Here is a 15357-nt window from a genome sequence, read left to right as displayed (position 1 = left end):
GACAGTATCCGACCGGGTATCTGCTCATACTCGTCTCATGACTCAGCTGCTCCGCCCCGAAGGGCTCGTGCAATCCCCCGCCTTTACGCAGGTCGCCGCGGTTCCGCCCGGCGCGACCACGATCTACGTCGGCGGCCAGAACGCTGTCGACGCGAGCGGCAAGCTCGTCGGCGGATCCGACGTCGCCGCGCAGGTCGAGCGGGTGCTGGCCAACCTGAAGACGGCACTGGCCGCCGGGGGCGCGACCGTTCAGGATGTGGTGATGCTGAACATCCTGCTGGTCGCGGAGGTCGATCTCGCCCAGGCTTATCCGGCCGCCGCCGCGGCGCTGGCGGACGCGACGCCGCCGGTGACCGTCCAGCGAGTGGCCGGGCTGGCCGTGCCGGGCGCGCTCGTCGAGGTCAGCGCGATCGCGGCGGTGACCCGATGAGCGTCGGGCAGACCAAGGACGCGGGCTGGCAGATCGGCGTCTCGAAAACGATCGGCCGCTCCGCCGAAGAGGTGTGGGACTTCATCACCTCGCCGGAAGGCGTGGCGATCTGGCTCGGCGAGGGCGTGACTGTCCAACCCGAACCCGGCGTCGAATACGAGACCGCCGACGGAATCCGCGGCGAGACGCGCAGCTTCCGCGAAATGGACCGGATCCGGCTCACCTGGCAGCCGACCGGCTGGTCGCACGAAACGACCCTGCAGCTGGCGGTGCGCGCCAGCGGTCCCGGCAAAGCGATGCTGCGCATTCACCAGGAGCGGCTGGCCAATGCCGCCGAACGGGAGCAGCAGCGCCGCCATTGGCAGGGAGTTCTCACCGAACTGATCACCGCGCTTGCCTAGCCCGCGACTGACGGAGGACCCTGGTGCGCAAGCGGTTCACCGGCAGGAGGCGCGATGCTCTGCGTGTTCGACGTCAACGAGACGCTGCTCGACCTGACCGCGCTAGACCCGCTGTTCACCCAGCTCACCCGAGCCCCGGAAGCACGGCAGGAATGGTTCACCCTCGCGATCCACACTGTGCTCACGGTGACCGCGGCGGGCCAGTACCGCGATTTCGCGCAGATCGCCGGGGAAGCCGCCGTCGCCGTCTGCGCACGGCACGGCCACGAACTGACCGACGCCGAGCTGGCGAAAGTCGGCGACGGCCTGCGTTCTCTCCCCGCCCACGCCGACGTCGTACCCGGCCTTGACCGCCTGCACCAGGCCGGACATCAGGTCGTCGCCCTCACGAATTCGCCGCTCGCCACCGCCGAAGCACAGCTGCAGAACGCTGGCCTGGCAACGAAATTCGACCGGATCTTCTCCGCACAGCAAGTCAGCCGGCTCAAGCCCGCGCCGGAGCCCTACCACCAGGTGCTGCGCGCCTTCGCCGTCGAACCTGGCCAGGCGGTGATGGTCGCCGCGCACGGCTGGGACATCGCCGGGGCACAAGCCGCCGGACTCCGGACCGCGCTGCTCGCGCGTCCCGGAGTCCATCCGCTGCCCGGCCTGCCCGCCGCCACCTACACGGCGGCGACGATGCCCAAGCTGGCTGACGCGATCGTCAGGAACTGAGGCGCACCAGCATTTTGCCGGTGTTTGCCCCGCTGAGCAGACCGAGGAAGGCTTCCGGCGCGTTGCGGATACCGTCCACAAAGGTCTCCGAGTACTTGATCTCGCCGGACGCGACGAGCGGCGCGACCTCGGCCACGAACTCCTGCATCAGGTGCCAGTGGTCCAGCACGAGCAGGCCGCGCATGGTGATCCGCTTCGCGATGAGCTGCACCAGATTGCGCGGCGCCGGCGTCGGCTCGGTGGCGTTGTACTGCGAGATCATGCCGCAGATGGCGATCCGGCCGTGCAGGTTCATCGACGCGATCGCGGCTTCCAGGTGCTCGCCGCCGACGTTGTCGAAGTAGACGTCGATGCCCTCGGGCGCGGCCGCGGCGAGCTGCTCGGCGACCGGCCCGTCCTTGTAGTTGAAGGCGGCGTCGAAGCCGAGCTCCTCGGTGAGGTAGCGGACCTTCTCCGCCGAACCCGCGCTGCCGATCACGCGCTTGGCGCCCTTGAGCCGCGCCAGCTGTCCGACGAGCGAGCCGACCGCACCGGCCGCGCCGGACACGAAAACCGTGTCGCCGGGCTTGAATTCCGCGCTCACCAGCAGTCCGGCGTACGCGGTGAGGCCCGGCATCCCGAGCACGCCGAGGTAGGTCGAGAGCGGCGCGACGGAATCGTCCACTTTGACCGCTCGCTTGGCGTCGAGCACCGCGTGCGTGCGCCAGCCGGCCTGGTGCAGCACGTGATCGCCGGGCGCGAAGTCGTCCACAGTGGACTCGACAACCTCGCCGACCGCGCCGCCCTGCATGGCCTCGCCGACGACGAACGGCGGCGAGTAGGACTTCACGTCGTTCATCCGGCCGCGCATCGCCGGGTCGACGCTCATCACCAGGTTGCGCACCAGGATCTGCCCGGGACCCGGCTTCGGCACCTCGGTCTCGACGATGTCGAAAGTGTCCATGGTCGGGACGCCGTGCGGACGGGCCGCGAGCCGGATCTCGGTCGCTGTGGGTGCGTTCACCGTCGAACTCCGTTTCGTTCAAGCTGGACTGAAGCGGGGCGCGCGCCCCGTCTATCCGGCCAACGAAGCAACCGGGGCGCGCATTCCGATTGTCCCCGGAGCTGTGGCAAGCGCTACACGATCTCCGCGAGCTTGCCGAGCACGCCGTCGTAGATCTTCTTCAACCCGCCGGGCGCGAAGGTCTTCTCGAAGAAGCCGCCGACCCCGCCCGCGCCGTCCCAGCTGGTCTCGATGCGGACCAGCGAACGCTCGCCGGAGGCGGTGACGGTCCAGGTGGTGACCATGCTGGAGTTCGCGTCGGTCTCGACGAGGGTGCCCGGCGCCGGCTCGGTCACCGTGGCCGCGACGTCGCGCACGCGCTTGGACGTGGCCTGCAGCTTCCAGCTGGCCTTCGTGCCGGCGCCGACGCCGCCTTCGCTGACCTCGTAGTCGCGGTAGTGCTCGGTGAGCAGCTTCGGCCGGGTCTCGGCGTAGTCCGCGACCAGCTCACGCACGCGTTCCACCGGCGCGTCGATCGTGCGCTCCGCGGTGGCCGTGACCTTGCCCATGTCGTTTCCCCTGCTCTCCTCGGTTTCCGCCGCAGTCACCTTCGCACACGCGCGGAAACCCCGGGAGTGGCGGTACGCACCCGCCACTCCCGGAGAGCGTCAGGACAGGCCCTGCTGCTTCAGCCAGTCCTTGGCCACGTCGGCGGCGGGCTCGCCGTCCGCGTCGACCCGCTTGTTCAGCTCGCGCATGCCGTCCGTGGTGAGCTTCGCGCTGACCGCATTGACGACCGTCGCGAAATCGGTGCCGCGCTCGTCGAGCACCTTCTTGTTCACCGCGGGCACCACGTTCTCGGTGGGCACGATGGTGAGATCGTCCTTGAGCGCGACGTACTGCGAGTCGCCGACCAGCGGGCTGACCGAGTCGACCGGGATCACCGTGACCGCGCCGGAGTTGAGCTGCTGCACGCGCGGCCCGGCCTCCTGCACCGTCTGGAAGGTGGCGTTGGTCAGCTTGTAGATGTCCTTGAAGCCCTTGAAGCACGGCAGCCGCTTCTCGCACTCCGGCGGACCGGCCATGACGACCTTGTCGAGCTTCTTCAGATCGCTGATCGACGCGATGCCCTTCGACTTCGCGACGTCGGCCTTCACGATGTAGGTGTTCTTGTCCTCCGCGGCCGCGTAGTTCAGCAGGCCGACGCCCTCCGGCGCGAACAGCTTCGACAGCTGGTCGTGCTCGGCCTTGGCGTCCTTAGTGGCCTCCTTGCCGAAGCCGGTCGTGATCGCCGCGCCCTGGTACTCCGGCAGGAACTGCAGCTCGCCGGATTTGAGCGACGGGTAGACCAGCTCCCGCGAGCCGAGATTCAGCTTCCGGGTGACCGGATAGCCCTTGGCCTCCAGCGCGCCCGCGTAGATCTCGGCCAGGATCTGGCTGTCGGTGAAGTTGAACGAGGCGACGACGATCGGTGCGCCGCCCTTGCTCGGCGCGGCCGGCTGGTCGCTTCCCCCACCGCACGCGGTCAAGCCGAGCGCGGCCGTCGCCAGCAGCGCGGCCACTCGGATGTTCCGGGTCCAGCGCACGTGTCCCCACACTCCTCAGTTCACTCGTTAGTGGGAATGGACCCTAACCGCGACCCCCGACAGAAACCACTGGTTAGGAATCCTCGCCACGGAATCTCAACGGCCGGAATATTGTCGCTCGATCGGGGTAAGGTCGCGCCGTGCACGCGTCCGTGACCCCGCTGCTGGCCGACAGCAGCCGTCCCCTCTTCGAATGGCGGTGGGTCGAACGCAACGCTGACGCGATTCTTCAGCGGCTCGGCGAGCACATCGCCCTCACCGCGACCGCGCTCGGCGTCGGTCTCGTGCTGTCGCTCGCGCTGGCCACGCTGTGCCTGCGCTACCGCTGGTTCTATCCGTTCGTCGTGGGCGCCGCGGGCGCGCTCTACGTGATCCCGAGCCTCGGCGCGTTCGCGCTGCTGGTTCCGTTGCTCGGGTTCACCTTCGCCACCTCGGTGATCCCGCTGGCCACGTACACGCTGCTGATCCTGATCCGCAACATCGTGACCGGCGTGCAGCAGGTGCCGACCGAGGTGCGCGAAGCCGCGGTCGGGATGGGCTTCACGCGGCGGCGGCTGTTGTGGCAGGTGGAACTGCCGCTCGCGCTGCCGGTGGTGATCGCCGGGCTGCGGGTGGCCGCGGTGACGACGATCGGCCTGGTCACCGTCACGTCGCTGCTCGGCAACGGCGGGCTCGGCTACTTCATCCGCGCCGGCATCCAGACGCCGATCCCCAACCCGAGCCCGATCATCGTCGGCATCGTGCTGTCGATCGCGCTGGCCGTGCTTGTCGATTTGCTGCTGTGGCTGAGCGAACGCGCGCTGGCCCCGTGGGCGCGGAGGGCGGTCCGATGAGCTTTTTCGCGCAGCTGAGCCAATGGCTTGCCGATCCGAACCGCTGGAGCTGGACCGATCCGGCCGGGATTCCGTTCCGGACGGTGCAGCATCTGTGGTTTTCCGCGCTGGCGCTGGTGATCTCGATCGTCCTGACGGTCCCGTTCGCGCTGTGGCTCGCGCACTACCGGCGCGGTCAGTTCCTGGCGAGCAGCGCGGTGAACATCGGCCGCGCGATCCCGAGCTTCGGGCTGATCATCCTGTTCTGGTTCCTGGCCAGCCGCTGGGGTGCGAACACGGACTTCTGGCCGCTGCTGCTCGCGCTCGTCGCGCTGGCGCTGCCGCCGCTGTTCACCAACACCTACGCCGGGGTGGTGCAGGTGGAACAGGAGGTCGTCGACGCGGCGCGCGGCACCGGGTATCGCGAATGGCAGATCATGCTGCGCGTGGAACTGCCGCTGGCGTCGCCGGTGATCGTGGCCGCCGCGCGAGTGGCGTTCCTGCAACTGATCGCGACGGTCGCCATCGGCGCGATCGTCAACGACGGCGGCGGTCTCGGCCGCTACATCGTGGACGGCTTCGCCCTCGGCGAGCAGGGCCACGGCGAGATCTTCGGCGGCGGCGTGGCGGTGGTGATCCTGGCGTTGGTGTGCGAGGGGTTGTTCGCGCTGCTGACCAAACTGGCTACGCCTCGCGGTCTCGCGCTGAAGCAGGCACGGCGGGACTCGTGAGTGTTTATGCCGGTTCTAACCGTGACGAACACTCACGACACACCGCGGCCAGCCGCTCGATCTCCGCGCCCAGCGACCGGTCGACCACCACCGGCTCGATCCTCTCGGCCAGCCAGGCGTAGGCGTCGGCCAGCCTCGGTGCTCCTGGGGTCTTGAGCAGATACCGCGCCTGCCGCCCGGCGATCAGCTCGCACGCGGTGATGGCGAAGAAGCGGTCGATGACTGTCTCCAGCTCGGCACCAGCCTTGCTGGCAAACGCTTGCACGTCCTCCTGACCAGCGGAAGTGTCGATCGACCCGAGCGTCGCCGGTGCGGCCAGCCGCCGCATCGCGTGCAGCTCGCCGGCCGCGCGTTTGTGCAGTGGTGTGAGCCCAGCCTGTGGACCTGGATCCACCGCAAGCTGGGGCGGGAGACCGCTGAACTGTGGGTCGAGGAGGCGGTGGAGGCGCTGCACCGAGACCTCGGCCGCGTGGATGAGCGCTGCCTTGACGGCGTCCATCCGGAGGCCCAGCGCGGCCGCGTGATAGCCGGTCGTCGGGATGAACTCTCCGTCGAGGAAGGCCGGGGAGTCCGCCGGAGTTTCCCAGGACTCGTGCAGGGTTTCCCGCAGTTCCTCGACGGTGTGGCTGACGTATTCGAGCACCTTCGGGCCGACTCGCACCGAGATCGGCGCCTGCACGACTCCCTTTTTTGCGACGGCTCCTTCGATGAGTTTCTCGATCCGCGTACTGCGGTAAATCGCTTGCGGTGCACCAAGAACGTCCACGGTGATCGCCGCGCAGACCGTCTGCCAATCGACCAGCCGACGCGCTCTTTCGCCGCAAACCCACGCGTACGCCTCGGCCAGCGGCGAGCCTTGAATCAGACTCGCCCCTTCCTTCGGTCCGAGCGCGAACGGCTTCACCCCGCGTTGGTGCAGCGCCTCCGCCGCCGGGACTTCGACGCCGTCCTCGATGACGGTGCCGAGCCCGACGAAGGTCTGGAACGCGTGCGCCAGCGGGATGATCTCGCCCGCGCTGCCGAGGCTGTCGCGCGGGACCGCGGGAAGGAACCCGTCGTTGATCCGGTCGGCGAGGAAGCCGACCAGCTCAGGGCTGACCGCCGCGTCGCCGCGGAGAAACCCGCGCAACCGCATGCGCAGCAACGCCCGGGTCAACTCCGGCGACAACCACGGCGGTCCGCCCACCGCCCGGCCGACGAGGAGATTGCGCTGGTGGTCGGCCTGCTGCTGGATGGTGAGCCGGGTCCCGGCGAGCCGCCCCATCCCGGTGTTGACGCCGTAGATCGGGCTGTCGTTGTCGAGCGCGGCCAGCATCGCCTCGCGCTGCCGCTTGAGCGCTTCTCGCGCAGCCGGGCTGACCTCGACCGGCCCCAATTCGTCCATTATGGACAGTTCAGCGCGCGAGCCCGTCGATGACCTCGGCGTTCGGCAGCCCCGCGAGGGCCGAACCGGAGATCAGGAGCTTGCTGCCGCGGATTCCGCTGCCGATCACCAGCTCCGGCGCGTCCGCGACGGCCTGGTCGATGAGGATCGGCCAGGCCGCGGGCAGGCCGACCGGCGTGATGCCGCCGTACTCCATGCCGGTGAGGGAAACGGCCTCGTCCATCGGCGCGAACGACGCCTTGCGCACGTCGAGCCGGCGTTTGATGACCCCGTTGACGTCGGCGCGGGTAGTCGCGAGCACGAGCGCCGCCGCGAAGCGAACCTCGCCGGCGCGCTTGCCGGCGACGACAACACAGTTCGCGGACGCGGTCAACGGCGACCCGTAGGCCTCGCAAAACGCGGCGGTATCGGCAAGTTCCGGATCGATCTCGGTGACGCCGAGCGCGTCCGGCGCGGGCATCGCGGCCAGCGCCTTGGCGACAGGCTCGGCAAGCAGGTCAGTACGGGTCGGCGCGGGAACGACGGTGAGGCTTCCGGCGATAGTCCAGGTGGTCACCGACCCGAATGTAATCGGCTCGGCGCTCCGGTCACCAGTTGCGGTGGCCCCGCTGGACCTCGATGAGCTTCGGCCGCACGTCGACGATGTAGACGAGCGCCGCCGCCATCGCGGGCACCCAGAAGATGAACCCGGGCCCCTGGATCTGGAACAACACGAGCGCGAGCGTGGCCCCGCCGGTGATCAACATCCAGATCGGCTTGGTCTTGCGATCGGCCGCCGAGTACGCGTCAGCTCGTTGGAGCAGCGCGTGAACGAAGGCGAAGAGCCCGACCAAGGCGCTGCCCCAGTGGATGACCCAGAGGATCCATTCGGCAACCAGCACGACGCCAGCTTACGGCAAACCGCCCACGCCGCCCGCTCCCCCAAACCCCGATGCCGCCGGGTGACTGCTGGTCAGGGTCGGGTCGAGCGGGTTAGCCATGGTCGACCGCCGCGGCGAGGCTCGAGGTGACAACGGTCACTTCCGACGGCCGCCTCGCCCCAACTGAGTCCCTGCTCGAACGCGGCTCTTTGCTCGGGTTAGGTCGGACCTACCCGCTTCGCGGCGAGCTTAGGCCGGACCCAACGACGGTCTTCCTAGCTAGGCCCGACCCAACGAGACTCGCGCCAACCTAGGCCGGACCTAATCACGCTCGCCCAAGCTAGGTCCGACCCAACGAAGCTGTCCCAAACTAGGCCCGACCCAACGAGACTCGGGGAAACCTAGGCCGAACCCAGCCACACCCCACCAGCCAGGCCGCACCCAACGAATCTCCCCAAGTCAGGCCCGCCCCAAAACCGGTCACCGCCCCATGCCCCCGACACACCGACGCCGCCGAAAACTCCCCCAGCACAGCACACGGCGACCGGACCACACCTCGGCCCGGCCGCCGTGCGACCCCTCGATCTTCAATTCTCGCCCTCGGCGACCCCGGCGCAAACCGAGTCACCCCAACGATTCCGGCGCCGAAGCGCCCGAACCGCCGTCAGTGCGGGTGCGGCGCAGGTGCGACCGTCACTTCTCCGTCTTCGGCGCGGCCGGCTTCTTGGCGTTCGCCGTGGTGCTGGTGGTGGTGCGACGGGCAGGCGCGGCAGTCTTCGGCGCGGTGCGGTTCGCGGCCTTGCGGGCCACCGACCGGGTCTCGTGCGCGACGTTCTCGCCGATCTCCTCAACCGCGTCCGCGGTCTCGCCGGCCACCTCGGTCACCTTGCGGGCGGCCTTCTCACCAGCGGAACGGGTGCGCTTGGTGACCTTCGACAGCACGCCGTCGACGCGCTCGCGGGTCTCCTCGGTCAGGCCGTCGACGCGCTCCTGCGCGGCGGTCAGCGCGTCGTCCAGCTGCTCGAGGGCCTTCTTGACCTGCGGCTGCGCGGCGATCTTGTCCCAGGCCTGCTCGCCCGACTCGGCCAGCTTGTTGTACAGCTTCAGCGCGGCCTCGGTGTACTCGTCGATGGCCTTGCGCAGTTCGGCCGGGTCGAGCTTCTCGCGGAGGCTCTCGACGTCGGTCGGCAGCTCCTCGAAGCCCTTGCGCGCGGCCTCGGTGTTCTTGGTGACGTTGGCGCGGGCCTTGGAAACCGCGTCGGTCACGGCCTGGCTGGCCAGGTTGCCTGCGCCGAGCGCGGCGAGCAGCGGGGTGCGGACCTGGTCGAGCGCGGTGTTGACGGCCTTGCGGACGTCCTCGGTCTTGGGCGTGGTCATGCCGACTCCTCAGTGGTCTCTTGGGTGGTCTTCGGTGCGGTGGTGCTCGGTGCGGTGGTGCTCGCGGCGGCGTTTTCGCGCCGGAAGGACTCGTAGACGTCGAGCAGGACCTGCTTCTGCCGTTCGGTCAACTCGGCGTCGGCGCGGATCGCGTCGCCGACCGGGCCGCCGGTCGGCAGGTCGAGAATCCCGGCCTGCACGTACAACGCTTCGGCCGAGATCCGCAGCCCTTTGGCGATCTGCTGGAGGATCTCCGCGCTGGGTTTGCGGACCCCGCGCTCGATCTGGCTCAGGTACGGATTGGACACTCCGGCAAGTTTCGACAGCTGGCGCAGCGAAATCTTCGCGGAACTGCGCTGCTGGCGGATGTACTCGCCGATGTCGGAGGCGATGTCCGCGACCTTGTCCATGGGGCGCTGTGCTCCGCCGGGTTCTGTCATCCGGTCACCTCCTCGCGACCTACTCGACAGTACGCTCGCGTGCTAGCTATTGCAAGCACCCTGCTTGCAACCATCGGGTGTGGTTCCGCTCACCCCGTTACCCTGGGCTTATGCGGGCACAACGGTTGCGTCGACGCCTGGTCCGGCAGCTCGTCGAAGAGGACGTGCTGCACGACGAAGCCTGGGCCGAGGCCTTCGCCACCGTCCCGCGGCACGCGTTCCTGCCGCGCTTTTTCGTGCCCGCCGGCGACGGCTGGGCGGCGATCGACCGCGCCGACCCGGACTGGCTGGACCGCGTCTATTCGCGCGACGTCCTGGTCACCCAGCTCGACGACGACCCGGCGCTCTGGGATCGCGCCCGTGCCCGCGGTCCGGTCCCCGGCGTGCCGACCAGTTCCTCCAGCATGCCCGCGATCATGGCGATCATGCTGGAAGAACTCCTGGTCCGCGACGGCGATCGCGTGCTGGAGATCGGCACCGGAACGGGCTACAACGCGGGTTTGCTGTGCCACCGCTGCGGTTCCGGCCAAGTGTCCACAGTAGACATCGACCCGGTCATCGCGGCCGCCGCGCAGGAACGCCTCGCTTCCTGCGGCTACGCACCCGCGTGCGCCACCGGCGACGGCGCGCTCGGCTTCCCGGCCGGAGTTCTCTTCGACCGGGTCCTGTGCACTGCGTCGGTATCGCGGATTCCCCTTGCCTGGCTTGCCCAAACACTCCCCGGCGGGCACGTCGTCACCACGCTCAACCGCCCGCTCGGCGGCGGCCTCGTCCGCCTCACCGCAGGCGAAGGCACGACCGCCGAAGGCCAAGTCCTGGCCCGCGACGGCCGATTCATGCCCCTGCGCGCGCATCGCCTGCCACCACTCGCGGAATTGCCTCCCGCAGAGGACACACAATGGCGCGCTACGGAGCTGTCGATGTCAGATGTCCTTAAACCACAACGGCATTTCGAATTCTTCGCCTCGCTTGAACTCCTTGACGTACGCCCGGTGCACGTCGATCCGAATGGAGCCTTCGCACTGTCCCATCCGGACGGTTCTTGGGCCCGCACCCGCCGCACCGACTCCGGTTTCGAGGTAGCACAAGGAGGTCCGCGCTCGCTGTGGGATCTCGCCGAGGACGCGCACCGCCGCTGGGAATCACTGGGCCGCCCCAGCCGATCCCGCTTCGGGCTCACGGTGAACAGCGACGAACAAACCTTCTGGCTGGACGATCCACAGTCGGACAACCGCTGGCCGTTGCAGGAACTCAAATCTGACGGCGGATCTTCCCGGTAATCGAGACAGCCGCCGGGCCTTGGGCCGTTTGGCTGTGCGCACTGCATCGTCCGCAGTACCACCGGTATCGGGCTGGACGACATCCCTTGAAAGAGAGAAGACTAATCCCAGCCCCGATCAGCGATGGTCGCGGCCGCCCGCATCAGCAACGCTGTCGGACAACGGACGAGAGGCGGCCGCCATGACCGGAGCGCCCAGATTGTTCTCCGTCGACGACTCCCTGTCCAAGGCCAGGGCCCGCACCGGGATCTTCACCAGCTACGTCCTGCCGGGCGCGATGCTGCTCGCGATAGGGGTGTACTTCGCAAGCAGCGAGATGCACATGAGCTGGAGCGGCGTGACCACTTTGGCGACCGTGGATCGCGTTGATCACCGCGGAAAGCAGAGTATCGCCTCGATCACCTTCGATGACTCCAGAGGTCACCGCCTCCCCCAGCAATCCGTCGACGTGGACCGCACCGTCTATCCCGGCGGCCGCCTCGCGGTCGTCTACCTGCCCGACGACCCCTCGAGCGTGGAGCCTGTCGCCGCCCGCGAACTCACGGTGCCGGTCGCGGCGGGAGTAGCCGTCATGGGCGCCGTATTGCTGTTCTGGGGGATCCAGGTGCGGCGGCTCCCACCCGCCAAGCGGATACCGGCTGGGCGGCCGGCGGCTGAGCCCCGGCGCCCCCAGGGTCGCGCGTCGCTGACGTCGAAGAGCGCCTTCGGCCCTGTTCGCCGCCCAATGGGCAAACGCGAGCGCAGACGGACCACCAACCGGTAGCGGCCAGCCGAACACGCGCTCACCGAGGACGGCCAGGCAAAGGCGAGTAGTGGTTGGAAGAAATGCCATCGAACTGAGGCCGACTTTGAGTGGCGCTGCCGTGCGAAGCCCCATCTCACTCAAGAGCGACCTGCCGCACTGGTGAACCCTCCAGCCGTGCGGCTGATATGCCTCTGATCAGCCCGCCAGCCCGCGCAGCAGCCCTTCCAGATCGCGCTCGCCGACCCGCGTTTGCGCGCCGCGCGCCAGTCCTCCGCGAATCAACGCTTCCGCCGCGGGGCGAGTGAATTGCCCTGCCCAAGCATCGTGTTCCCGCTGAAATCCGTTGGACAGATCATCCGGTGTCATAGCCTGTTTCGCCGCGGCGATCACGCCTTCCGGCAATGCGGCGATGTTGCGCGCCAACTGATCGACAAATTCGTCCAATTCGCCGTCCGGCACCGCCCGATTGACCCAGCCGTAGCGTTCAGCCGTCCGCGCGTCGTACAACTCGGCGCCAAGCACCGCTTCCAACGCACGATTGCGACCGATCCGGTTCGCCAGGTACTGCGTCCCTCCGCCGCCCGGCACAATCCCCATCAGCGCTTCGATCTGGCCGATGCCCGCAGCGCCGATCGCCGCGAAGACCATGTCCGCGGCGGCGACGAACTCCGCCCCACCACCGCGTGCCAGACCGGCCAGTTTGACGATCGTCACCTGCGGCTGATGCCGTAGCAACTCGCCCAGTGCCTGGAAAACGTTGAGCCCTGACGGCACGTCGGGGGCGAACTGATCGAACGCGTCCGGCGCGTCGACCAGCGACATGTCGACGTGGGCGATGAAGAAGTCCGGGTCGGCGCTGTCGAAAACGACCACCCGCGCCGATGCGTCGTCCCGCAGCGTCGTCAGGAGGCGCCGGAGGTCCGCCATGAGAGCGACGTCGAGGACGTTGACGGGCGGGTTGTCGATCGTGACGCGGACGAGGCCGGCCTCGCGGCTCACTCGCAGGGTCGCGTAGGCGTCGTGGGGCATGCGGGTCTCCGATACGTATCCGGCAGGCAGCTAGGTTCCTGATGCATACCTAGACTCGGACCCGGACCGACCAGCGTCAATAACGCACTTTGGGCATCGCAAGGATCATGGAGGATACCGAGATGGCCGCCCCTGACACCGGAACCGTCTACCGGGCCGACTGCCCCAGCCGCCCGATCCTCGACCAGATCGCGGACAAATGGTCGATGATGGCGATGGCCGTGCTGGCGGAGCCGCGCCGGTTCAACGACATCAAACGCCGCCTGGAAGGCGTGACGCAGCGGGTGCTGACCCAGACCCTGCGCCGCCTGGAGCGCAACGGCATGATCGTCCGGCGCGTACTGCCGACGTCCCCGGTCGGAGTCGAGTATTCCCTTACCCCGCTTGGCGAATCCCTCCGCGAGCCATTCGGCAGGCTGTACGACTGGACCGTCGCGCACACCGGGGAGATCCACGAATCCCAGCAGCGGTACGACAAACGGCTCCGCGCGGAAGAATCGTGAAGGGCCGCTAGGTCCGACCCAGCCAAATCCCGCTCACGCACCAATTCCTAGGTCCGACCCAATTCTGGCCCGAACCCACTTCTCCACCTCGGTCACGACGTCGTCGAGCCGGGCGTCCGTCGTGTCGATGGACTCGACCTGCCCGCGTATCCACAGGTTGAACTCGAGCATCTCCTCGATGCGCGGCTCGTCCCACTCCCGCCACGCCGGCCGGGCGCGCAGCCGTCGCCGGAGGGTCTCGTTGTCCGCGACCAGCGCCAGATAGTGCACGTCCGAGAAGAAAACGCGCTCTGGCAACGGTTCCAACTCCTGCGGCGCGACCGTCCCGCACAGCACGACCGGCCGTCCGTTCTGGTGCAGCATCGCCGCCATCCGCAACCAGGCCCCGCGAAATGCCGGATTCCCCGGTTCGTCGTCGCGCAACGCGCCAGTCCACAGCACGTCCTGCTCCAGGACGACAGCCTCGCCCGCCAACCGCTGCGCCAGCTTCGGCCCGACTGTCGATTTGCCGCCCGCGCTCGGACCGGTCAACGCGAACAACGGCAGCCGCCGAAACGGCCACCGCTGCCCGCACTCCGCGCACCGCAAGAGATCCCCGTCAGCCTGTGGACAACTCGCGCGATCGCCGCAGGCCGGACAGATCCGCAGGTCAAGCGCTACCGGATCGGTGGACAACTCAGTCGAAGAGGTTCTCGAGGAAACTGCGCTTGCGGCGCCGGTCGTACGGCCGCGGCGAATCCCCGTAGCCGCCGCGGTACGGCCGTGGCGAGTCCGCGTGCCCGGCCCGATACGGGCGCGGCGAATCCGAATGCCCGCCCCGGTACGGACGGGGCGAATCCGAGTACCCGCCCTGGTAAGGACGGGGCGAGTCGGCACGGGCGTACTGCGGCGGCTGCTGCCGGTAGAACGCGCTTTCCGCACCGGCGATCTGCTCCAGCTCGCCGCGGTCGAGAAAGATCCCGCGGCAGCCGTCGCACTGCTCGATGTGGACGCCGTTCTTGTCGACCGTGCGCATCATGTTCTGACACTTCGGACAAATCACGCATCCGACCCTACGCGGATTCGCGGCACTGCGTCAGCAGGCGCAGAGGCAGAACGGGTGACCGACCGGATCGGCGTACACGCGGAAAGTCTTCGGAGAATCGTCGAGCAGCTTCGCGCCCAACCCGAGAATGCGCTGGTGAGCGGCCTCGAGATCGGGGACGTCCAGGTCGAGATGCGCCTGCTGCGGCGTGTCCTGCGACGGCCATTCGGGGGCGCGGTAACCGGCCACCCGCTGAAACTCCAGCCGGACGCCGCCGCGCGGGTCGACGAGCGTGGCCCAGTGGTTGTCCTCGGCGATCTCCGGTTCGGCCCACTCAAGGACGGAGCGATAGAAGTCGGCGAGCGCCGCCGGGTCCGGACAGTCGAACGCAACGCCGCCGAACGTCGGAATCGCACCCATGGTTCGTCCACCCTCTCCTCGGTTCGTAACCAGTAAAGCGAGTATGTCGGTTAGGTCACCAGGTCGCAACCGATATCGCCCGTACACTGGGCAGGTGCACACCGACGCTTCCCTGGTGGTCGCCTTTCTCAACACCGTCGACATCGAACGGGGCGACGACCTGCTGGACGATCCGGGACTCTGGCGGCAGTGGGCCGCGGACCACGACGTGACACCGAACGATCCCGCCGAAGTCCGCGCGGTGCGAGACAGCCTGCGCGCCGCAGTCGGCGATCCGCGGCTGCCCGCGACCACGCTCGACGTCCCGCTCCGCTTCACCCTCACCGACACCGGCCCGACGCTGCTCGCCCCCGACGCCGTCACCGCGACCCTCGCCGCCGCCACCCGAATGGCCATCCGCGGCGACTGGGTCCGCCTGAAGATCTGCCCCGCCGACGACTGCCTGTGGGCCTTCTTCGACGAATCCCGCAACCGCTCCCGCACCTGGTGCTCGATGCGAGTCTGCGGAAACCGCGAAAAAGCCCGCTCGTGGCGCGCCCGCACGGCATCTGTGCACAACTGAGCCCCTGTGGACAACTTGTCCACACACACCACATATGCACGTGCAGATGCCCCGGATCCCCACAAGTTGTGGACAGC

At 68.4% G+C, this 15357-nt stretch carries 21 protein-coding genes; 9 read left to right on the top strand and 12 right to left on the bottom strand.

The window, feature by feature from the left end:
• Window positions 1-37 precede the first annotated feature (37 nt).
• Genes ABD156_RS45670 through ABD156_RS45660 form a run of 3 tightly spaced genes read left to right on the top strand, consistent with a single transcriptional unit; the run spans window position 38 to window position 1545 of the window.
• Complete coding sequence (locus ABD156_RS45670) at window positions 38-430, top strand: RidA family protein (RefSeq protein WP_344288126.1); 393 nt, start codon at window positions 38-40, stop codon at window positions 428-430.
• Window positions 427-831, top strand: a complete 405-nt coding sequence (locus ABD156_RS45665) for an SRPBCC domain-containing protein (protein ID WP_344288124.1) — start codon at window positions 427-429, stop codon at window positions 829-831. Before ABD156_RS45670 ends, ABD156_RS45665 begins: the two co-directional genes overlap by 4 nt.
• A 54-nt stretch (window positions 832-885) precedes the next feature.
• Window positions 886-1545 (top strand): haloacid dehalogenase type II, encoded by a 660-nt coding sequence (locus ABD156_RS45660; RefSeq protein WP_344288122.1) that lies wholly within the window; start codon window positions 886-888, stop codon window positions 1543-1545.
• On the opposite strand, the gene ABD156_RS45655 is transcribed toward ABD156_RS45660, so the two are convergent.
• The 3 genes from ABD156_RS45655 to ABD156_RS45645 form a co-directional block, all read right to left on the bottom strand.
• Window positions 1535-2548 (bottom strand): NADP-dependent oxidoreductase, encoded by a 1014-nt coding sequence (locus tag ABD156_RS45655; RefSeq protein WP_344288120.1) that lies wholly within the window; start codon window positions 2546-2548, stop codon window positions 1535-1537. The genes ABD156_RS45660 and ABD156_RS45655 overlap by 11 nt on opposite strands.
• A gap of 113 nt (window positions 2549-2661) precedes the next feature.
• Entirely contained in the window at window positions 2662-3096 is a 435-nt protein-coding gene (locus ABD156_RS45650) for an SRPBCC family protein (protein WP_344288118.1), read from the bottom strand.
• A 99-nt stretch (window positions 3097-3195) separates the two neighbouring features.
• The gene (locus ABD156_RS45645) at window positions 3196-4113 is read right to left on the bottom strand and encodes an ABC transporter substrate-binding protein (RefSeq protein ID WP_344288116.1); all 918 of its coding nucleotides are present in this window, start codon (window positions 4111-4113) and stop codon (window positions 3196-3198) included.
• 140 nt (window positions 4114-4253) lie between these two features.
• Between ABD156_RS45645 and ABD156_RS45640 the strand changes: the two genes are divergently transcribed.
• Window positions 4254-4946, top strand: a complete 693-nt coding sequence (locus ABD156_RS45640; RefSeq protein ID WP_344288114.1) for an ABC transporter permease — start codon at window positions 4254-4256, stop codon at window positions 4944-4946.
• Window positions 4943-5656 carry an ABC transporter permease gene (locus ABD156_RS45635; protein WP_344288112.1) on the top strand — a complete coding sequence of 238 codons (714 nt, stop codon included), beginning with the start codon at window positions 4943-4945 and terminating at the stop codon, window positions 5654-5656. Before ABD156_RS45640 ends, ABD156_RS45635 begins: the two co-directional genes overlap by 4 nt.
• A 4-nt stretch (window positions 5657-5660) precedes the next feature.
• Here the strand turns inward: ABD156_RS45635 and ABD156_RS45630 are convergent, their stop codons facing one another.
• From ABD156_RS45630 to ABD156_RS45610, 5 genes are all read right to left on the bottom strand, one after another.
• A complete protein-coding gene (locus ABD156_RS45630; protein WP_344288109.1) occupies window positions 5661-7040 on the bottom strand; it encodes an aromatic amino acid lyase in 1380 nt (459 codons plus the stop codon).
• A 10-nt stretch (window positions 7041-7050) separates the two neighbouring features.
• Window positions 7051-7596 (bottom strand): YbaK/EbsC family protein, encoded by a 546-nt coding sequence (locus tag ABD156_RS45625; protein WP_344288107.1) that lies wholly within the window; start codon window positions 7594-7596, stop codon window positions 7051-7053.
• A 31-nt stretch (window positions 7597-7627) separates the two neighbouring features.
• Window positions 7628-7921 carry a DUF2516 family protein gene (locus ABD156_RS45620; protein ID WP_344288105.1) on the bottom strand — a complete coding sequence of 98 codons (294 nt, stop codon included), beginning with the start codon at window positions 7919-7921 and terminating at the stop codon, window positions 7628-7630.
• 672 nt (window positions 7922-8593) lie between these two features.
• Window positions 8594-9277, bottom strand: a complete 684-nt coding sequence (locus ABD156_RS45615) for a hypothetical protein (protein WP_344288102.1) — start codon at window positions 9275-9277, stop codon at window positions 8594-8596.
• On the bottom strand, window positions 9274-9687 hold the full coding sequence (locus tag ABD156_RS45610) for a helix-turn-helix domain-containing protein (RefSeq protein ID WP_344288306.1): 414 nt from the start codon (window positions 9685-9687) through the stop codon (window positions 9274-9276). The genes ABD156_RS45615 and ABD156_RS45610 overlap by 4 nt, the downstream gene beginning before the upstream one ends.
• A 140-nt stretch (window positions 9688-9827) precedes the next feature.
• Here ABD156_RS45610 and ABD156_RS45605 point away from each other — a divergent pair, with 140 nt between their 5' ends.
• Together ABD156_RS45605 and ABD156_RS45600 are read left to right on the top strand one after the other, a co-directional pair.
• Window positions 9828-10997: a methyltransferase domain-containing protein gene (locus tag ABD156_RS45605; protein ID WP_344288100.1), complete on the top strand. Its 1170-nt coding sequence runs from the start codon at window positions 9828-9830 to the stop codon at window positions 10995-10997.
• Between the two features lie 181 nt (window positions 10998-11178).
• Window positions 11179-11760 carry a hypothetical protein gene (locus tag ABD156_RS45600; RefSeq protein ID WP_344288098.1) on the top strand — a complete coding sequence of 194 codons (582 nt, stop codon included), beginning with the start codon at window positions 11179-11181 and terminating at the stop codon, window positions 11758-11760.
• A 177-nt stretch (window positions 11761-11937) separates the two neighbouring features.
• On the opposite strand, the gene ABD156_RS45595 is transcribed toward ABD156_RS45600, so the two are convergent.
• Window positions 11938-12771, bottom strand: a complete 834-nt coding sequence (locus ABD156_RS45595) for an enoyl-CoA hydratase/isomerase family protein (protein WP_344288096.1) — start codon at window positions 12769-12771, stop codon at window positions 11938-11940.
• Window positions 12772-12893: 122 nt separating this feature from the next.
• Between ABD156_RS45595 and ABD156_RS45590 the strand changes: the two genes are divergently transcribed.
• Entirely contained in the window at window positions 12894-13274 is a 381-nt protein-coding gene (locus ABD156_RS45590; RefSeq protein WP_344288094.1) for a winged helix-turn-helix transcriptional regulator, read from the top strand.
• A gap of 33 nt (window positions 13275-13307) precedes the next feature.
• On the opposite strand, the gene ABD156_RS45585 is transcribed toward ABD156_RS45590, so the two are convergent.
• From ABD156_RS45585 to ABD156_RS45575, 3 genes are read right to left on the bottom strand one after another with little or no spacing between them, the layout of a single operon-like run.
• Window positions 13308-13949 carry an AAA family ATPase gene (locus ABD156_RS45585; protein WP_344288092.1) on the bottom strand — a complete coding sequence of 214 codons (642 nt, stop codon included), beginning with the start codon at window positions 13947-13949 and terminating at the stop codon, window positions 13308-13310.
• A gap of 1 nt (window position 13950) precedes the next feature.
• On the bottom strand, window positions 13951-14316 hold the full coding sequence (locus tag ABD156_RS45580) for a TFIIB-type zinc ribbon-containing protein (RefSeq protein WP_344288090.1): 366 nt from the start codon (window positions 14314-14316) through the stop codon (window positions 13951-13953).
• Between the two features lie 33 nt (window positions 14317-14349).
• A complete protein-coding gene (locus ABD156_RS45575; protein ID WP_344288088.1) occupies window positions 14350-14718 on the bottom strand; it encodes a VOC family protein in 369 nt (122 codons plus the stop codon).
• Between the two features lie 94 nt (window positions 14719-14812).
• Between ABD156_RS45575 and ABD156_RS45570 the strand changes: the two genes are divergently transcribed.
• A complete protein-coding gene (locus ABD156_RS45570) occupies window positions 14813-15280 on the top strand; it encodes a CGNR zinc finger domain-containing protein (RefSeq protein WP_344288086.1) in 468 nt (155 codons plus the stop codon).
• Window positions 15281-15357: the final 77 nt, after the last annotated feature.

The organism is Amycolatopsis albidoflavus (assembly GCF_039525725.1).
In the GTDB taxonomy this organism is placed as follows: domain Bacteria; phylum Actinomycetota; class Actinomycetes; order Mycobacteriales; family Pseudonocardiaceae; genus Amycolatopsis; species Amycolatopsis albidoflava.
Note: the sequence above shows the minus strand (reverse complement) of the source record. Positions and strands in the feature narration are given on the sequence as shown.

Excerpts from the sequence above, each read along its gene's own strand:
- ABD156_RS45670 (WP_344288126.1), top strand. The coding sequence starts at position 38 with ATGACTCAGCTGCTCCGCCCCGAAGGGCTCGTGCAATCCCCCGCCTTT.
- ABD156_RS45665 (WP_344288124.1), top strand. The coding sequence starts at position 427 with ATGAGCGTCGGGCAGACCAAGGACGCGGGCTGGCAGATCGGCGTCTCG.
- ABD156_RS45660 (WP_344288122.1), top strand. The coding sequence starts at position 886 with ATGCTCTGCGTGTTCGACGTCAACGAGACGCTGCTCGACCTGACCGCG.
- ABD156_RS45650 (WP_344288118.1), bottom strand. The coding sequence starts at position 3,096 with ATGGGCAAGGTCACGGCCACCGCGGAGCGCACGATCGACGCGCCGGTG.
- ABD156_RS45635 (WP_344288112.1), top strand. The coding sequence starts at position 4,943 with ATGAGCTTTTTCGCGCAGCTGAGCCAATGGCTTGCCGATCCGAACCGC.
- ABD156_RS45630 (WP_344288109.1), bottom strand. The coding sequence starts at position 7,040 with ATGGACGAATTGGGGCCGGTCGAGGTCAGCCCGGCTGCGCGAGAAGCG.
- ABD156_RS45615 (WP_344288102.1), bottom strand. The coding sequence starts at position 9,277 with ATGACCACGCCCAAGACCGAGGACGTCCGCAAGGCCGTCAACACCGCG.
- ABD156_RS45610 (WP_344288306.1), bottom strand. The coding sequence starts at position 9,687 with ATGGACAAGGTCGCGGACATCGCCTCCGACATCGGCGAGTACATCCGC.
- ABD156_RS45605 (WP_344288100.1), top strand. The coding sequence starts at position 9,828 with ATGCGGGCACAACGGTTGCGTCGACGCCTGGTCCGGCAGCTCGTCGAA.
- ABD156_RS45600 (WP_344288098.1), top strand. The coding sequence starts at position 11,179 with ATGACCGGAGCGCCCAGATTGTTCTCCGTCGACGACTCCCTGTCCAAG.
- ABD156_RS45595 (WP_344288096.1), bottom strand. The coding sequence starts at position 12,771 with ATGCCCCACGACGCCTACGCGACCCTGCGAGTGAGCCGCGAGGCCGGC.
- ABD156_RS45590 (WP_344288094.1), top strand. The coding sequence starts at position 12,894 with ATGGCCGCCCCTGACACCGGAACCGTCTACCGGGCCGACTGCCCCAGC.
- ABD156_RS45575 (WP_344288088.1), bottom strand. The coding sequence starts at position 14,718 with ATGGGTGCGATTCCGACGTTCGGCGGCGTTGCGTTCGACTGTCCGGAC.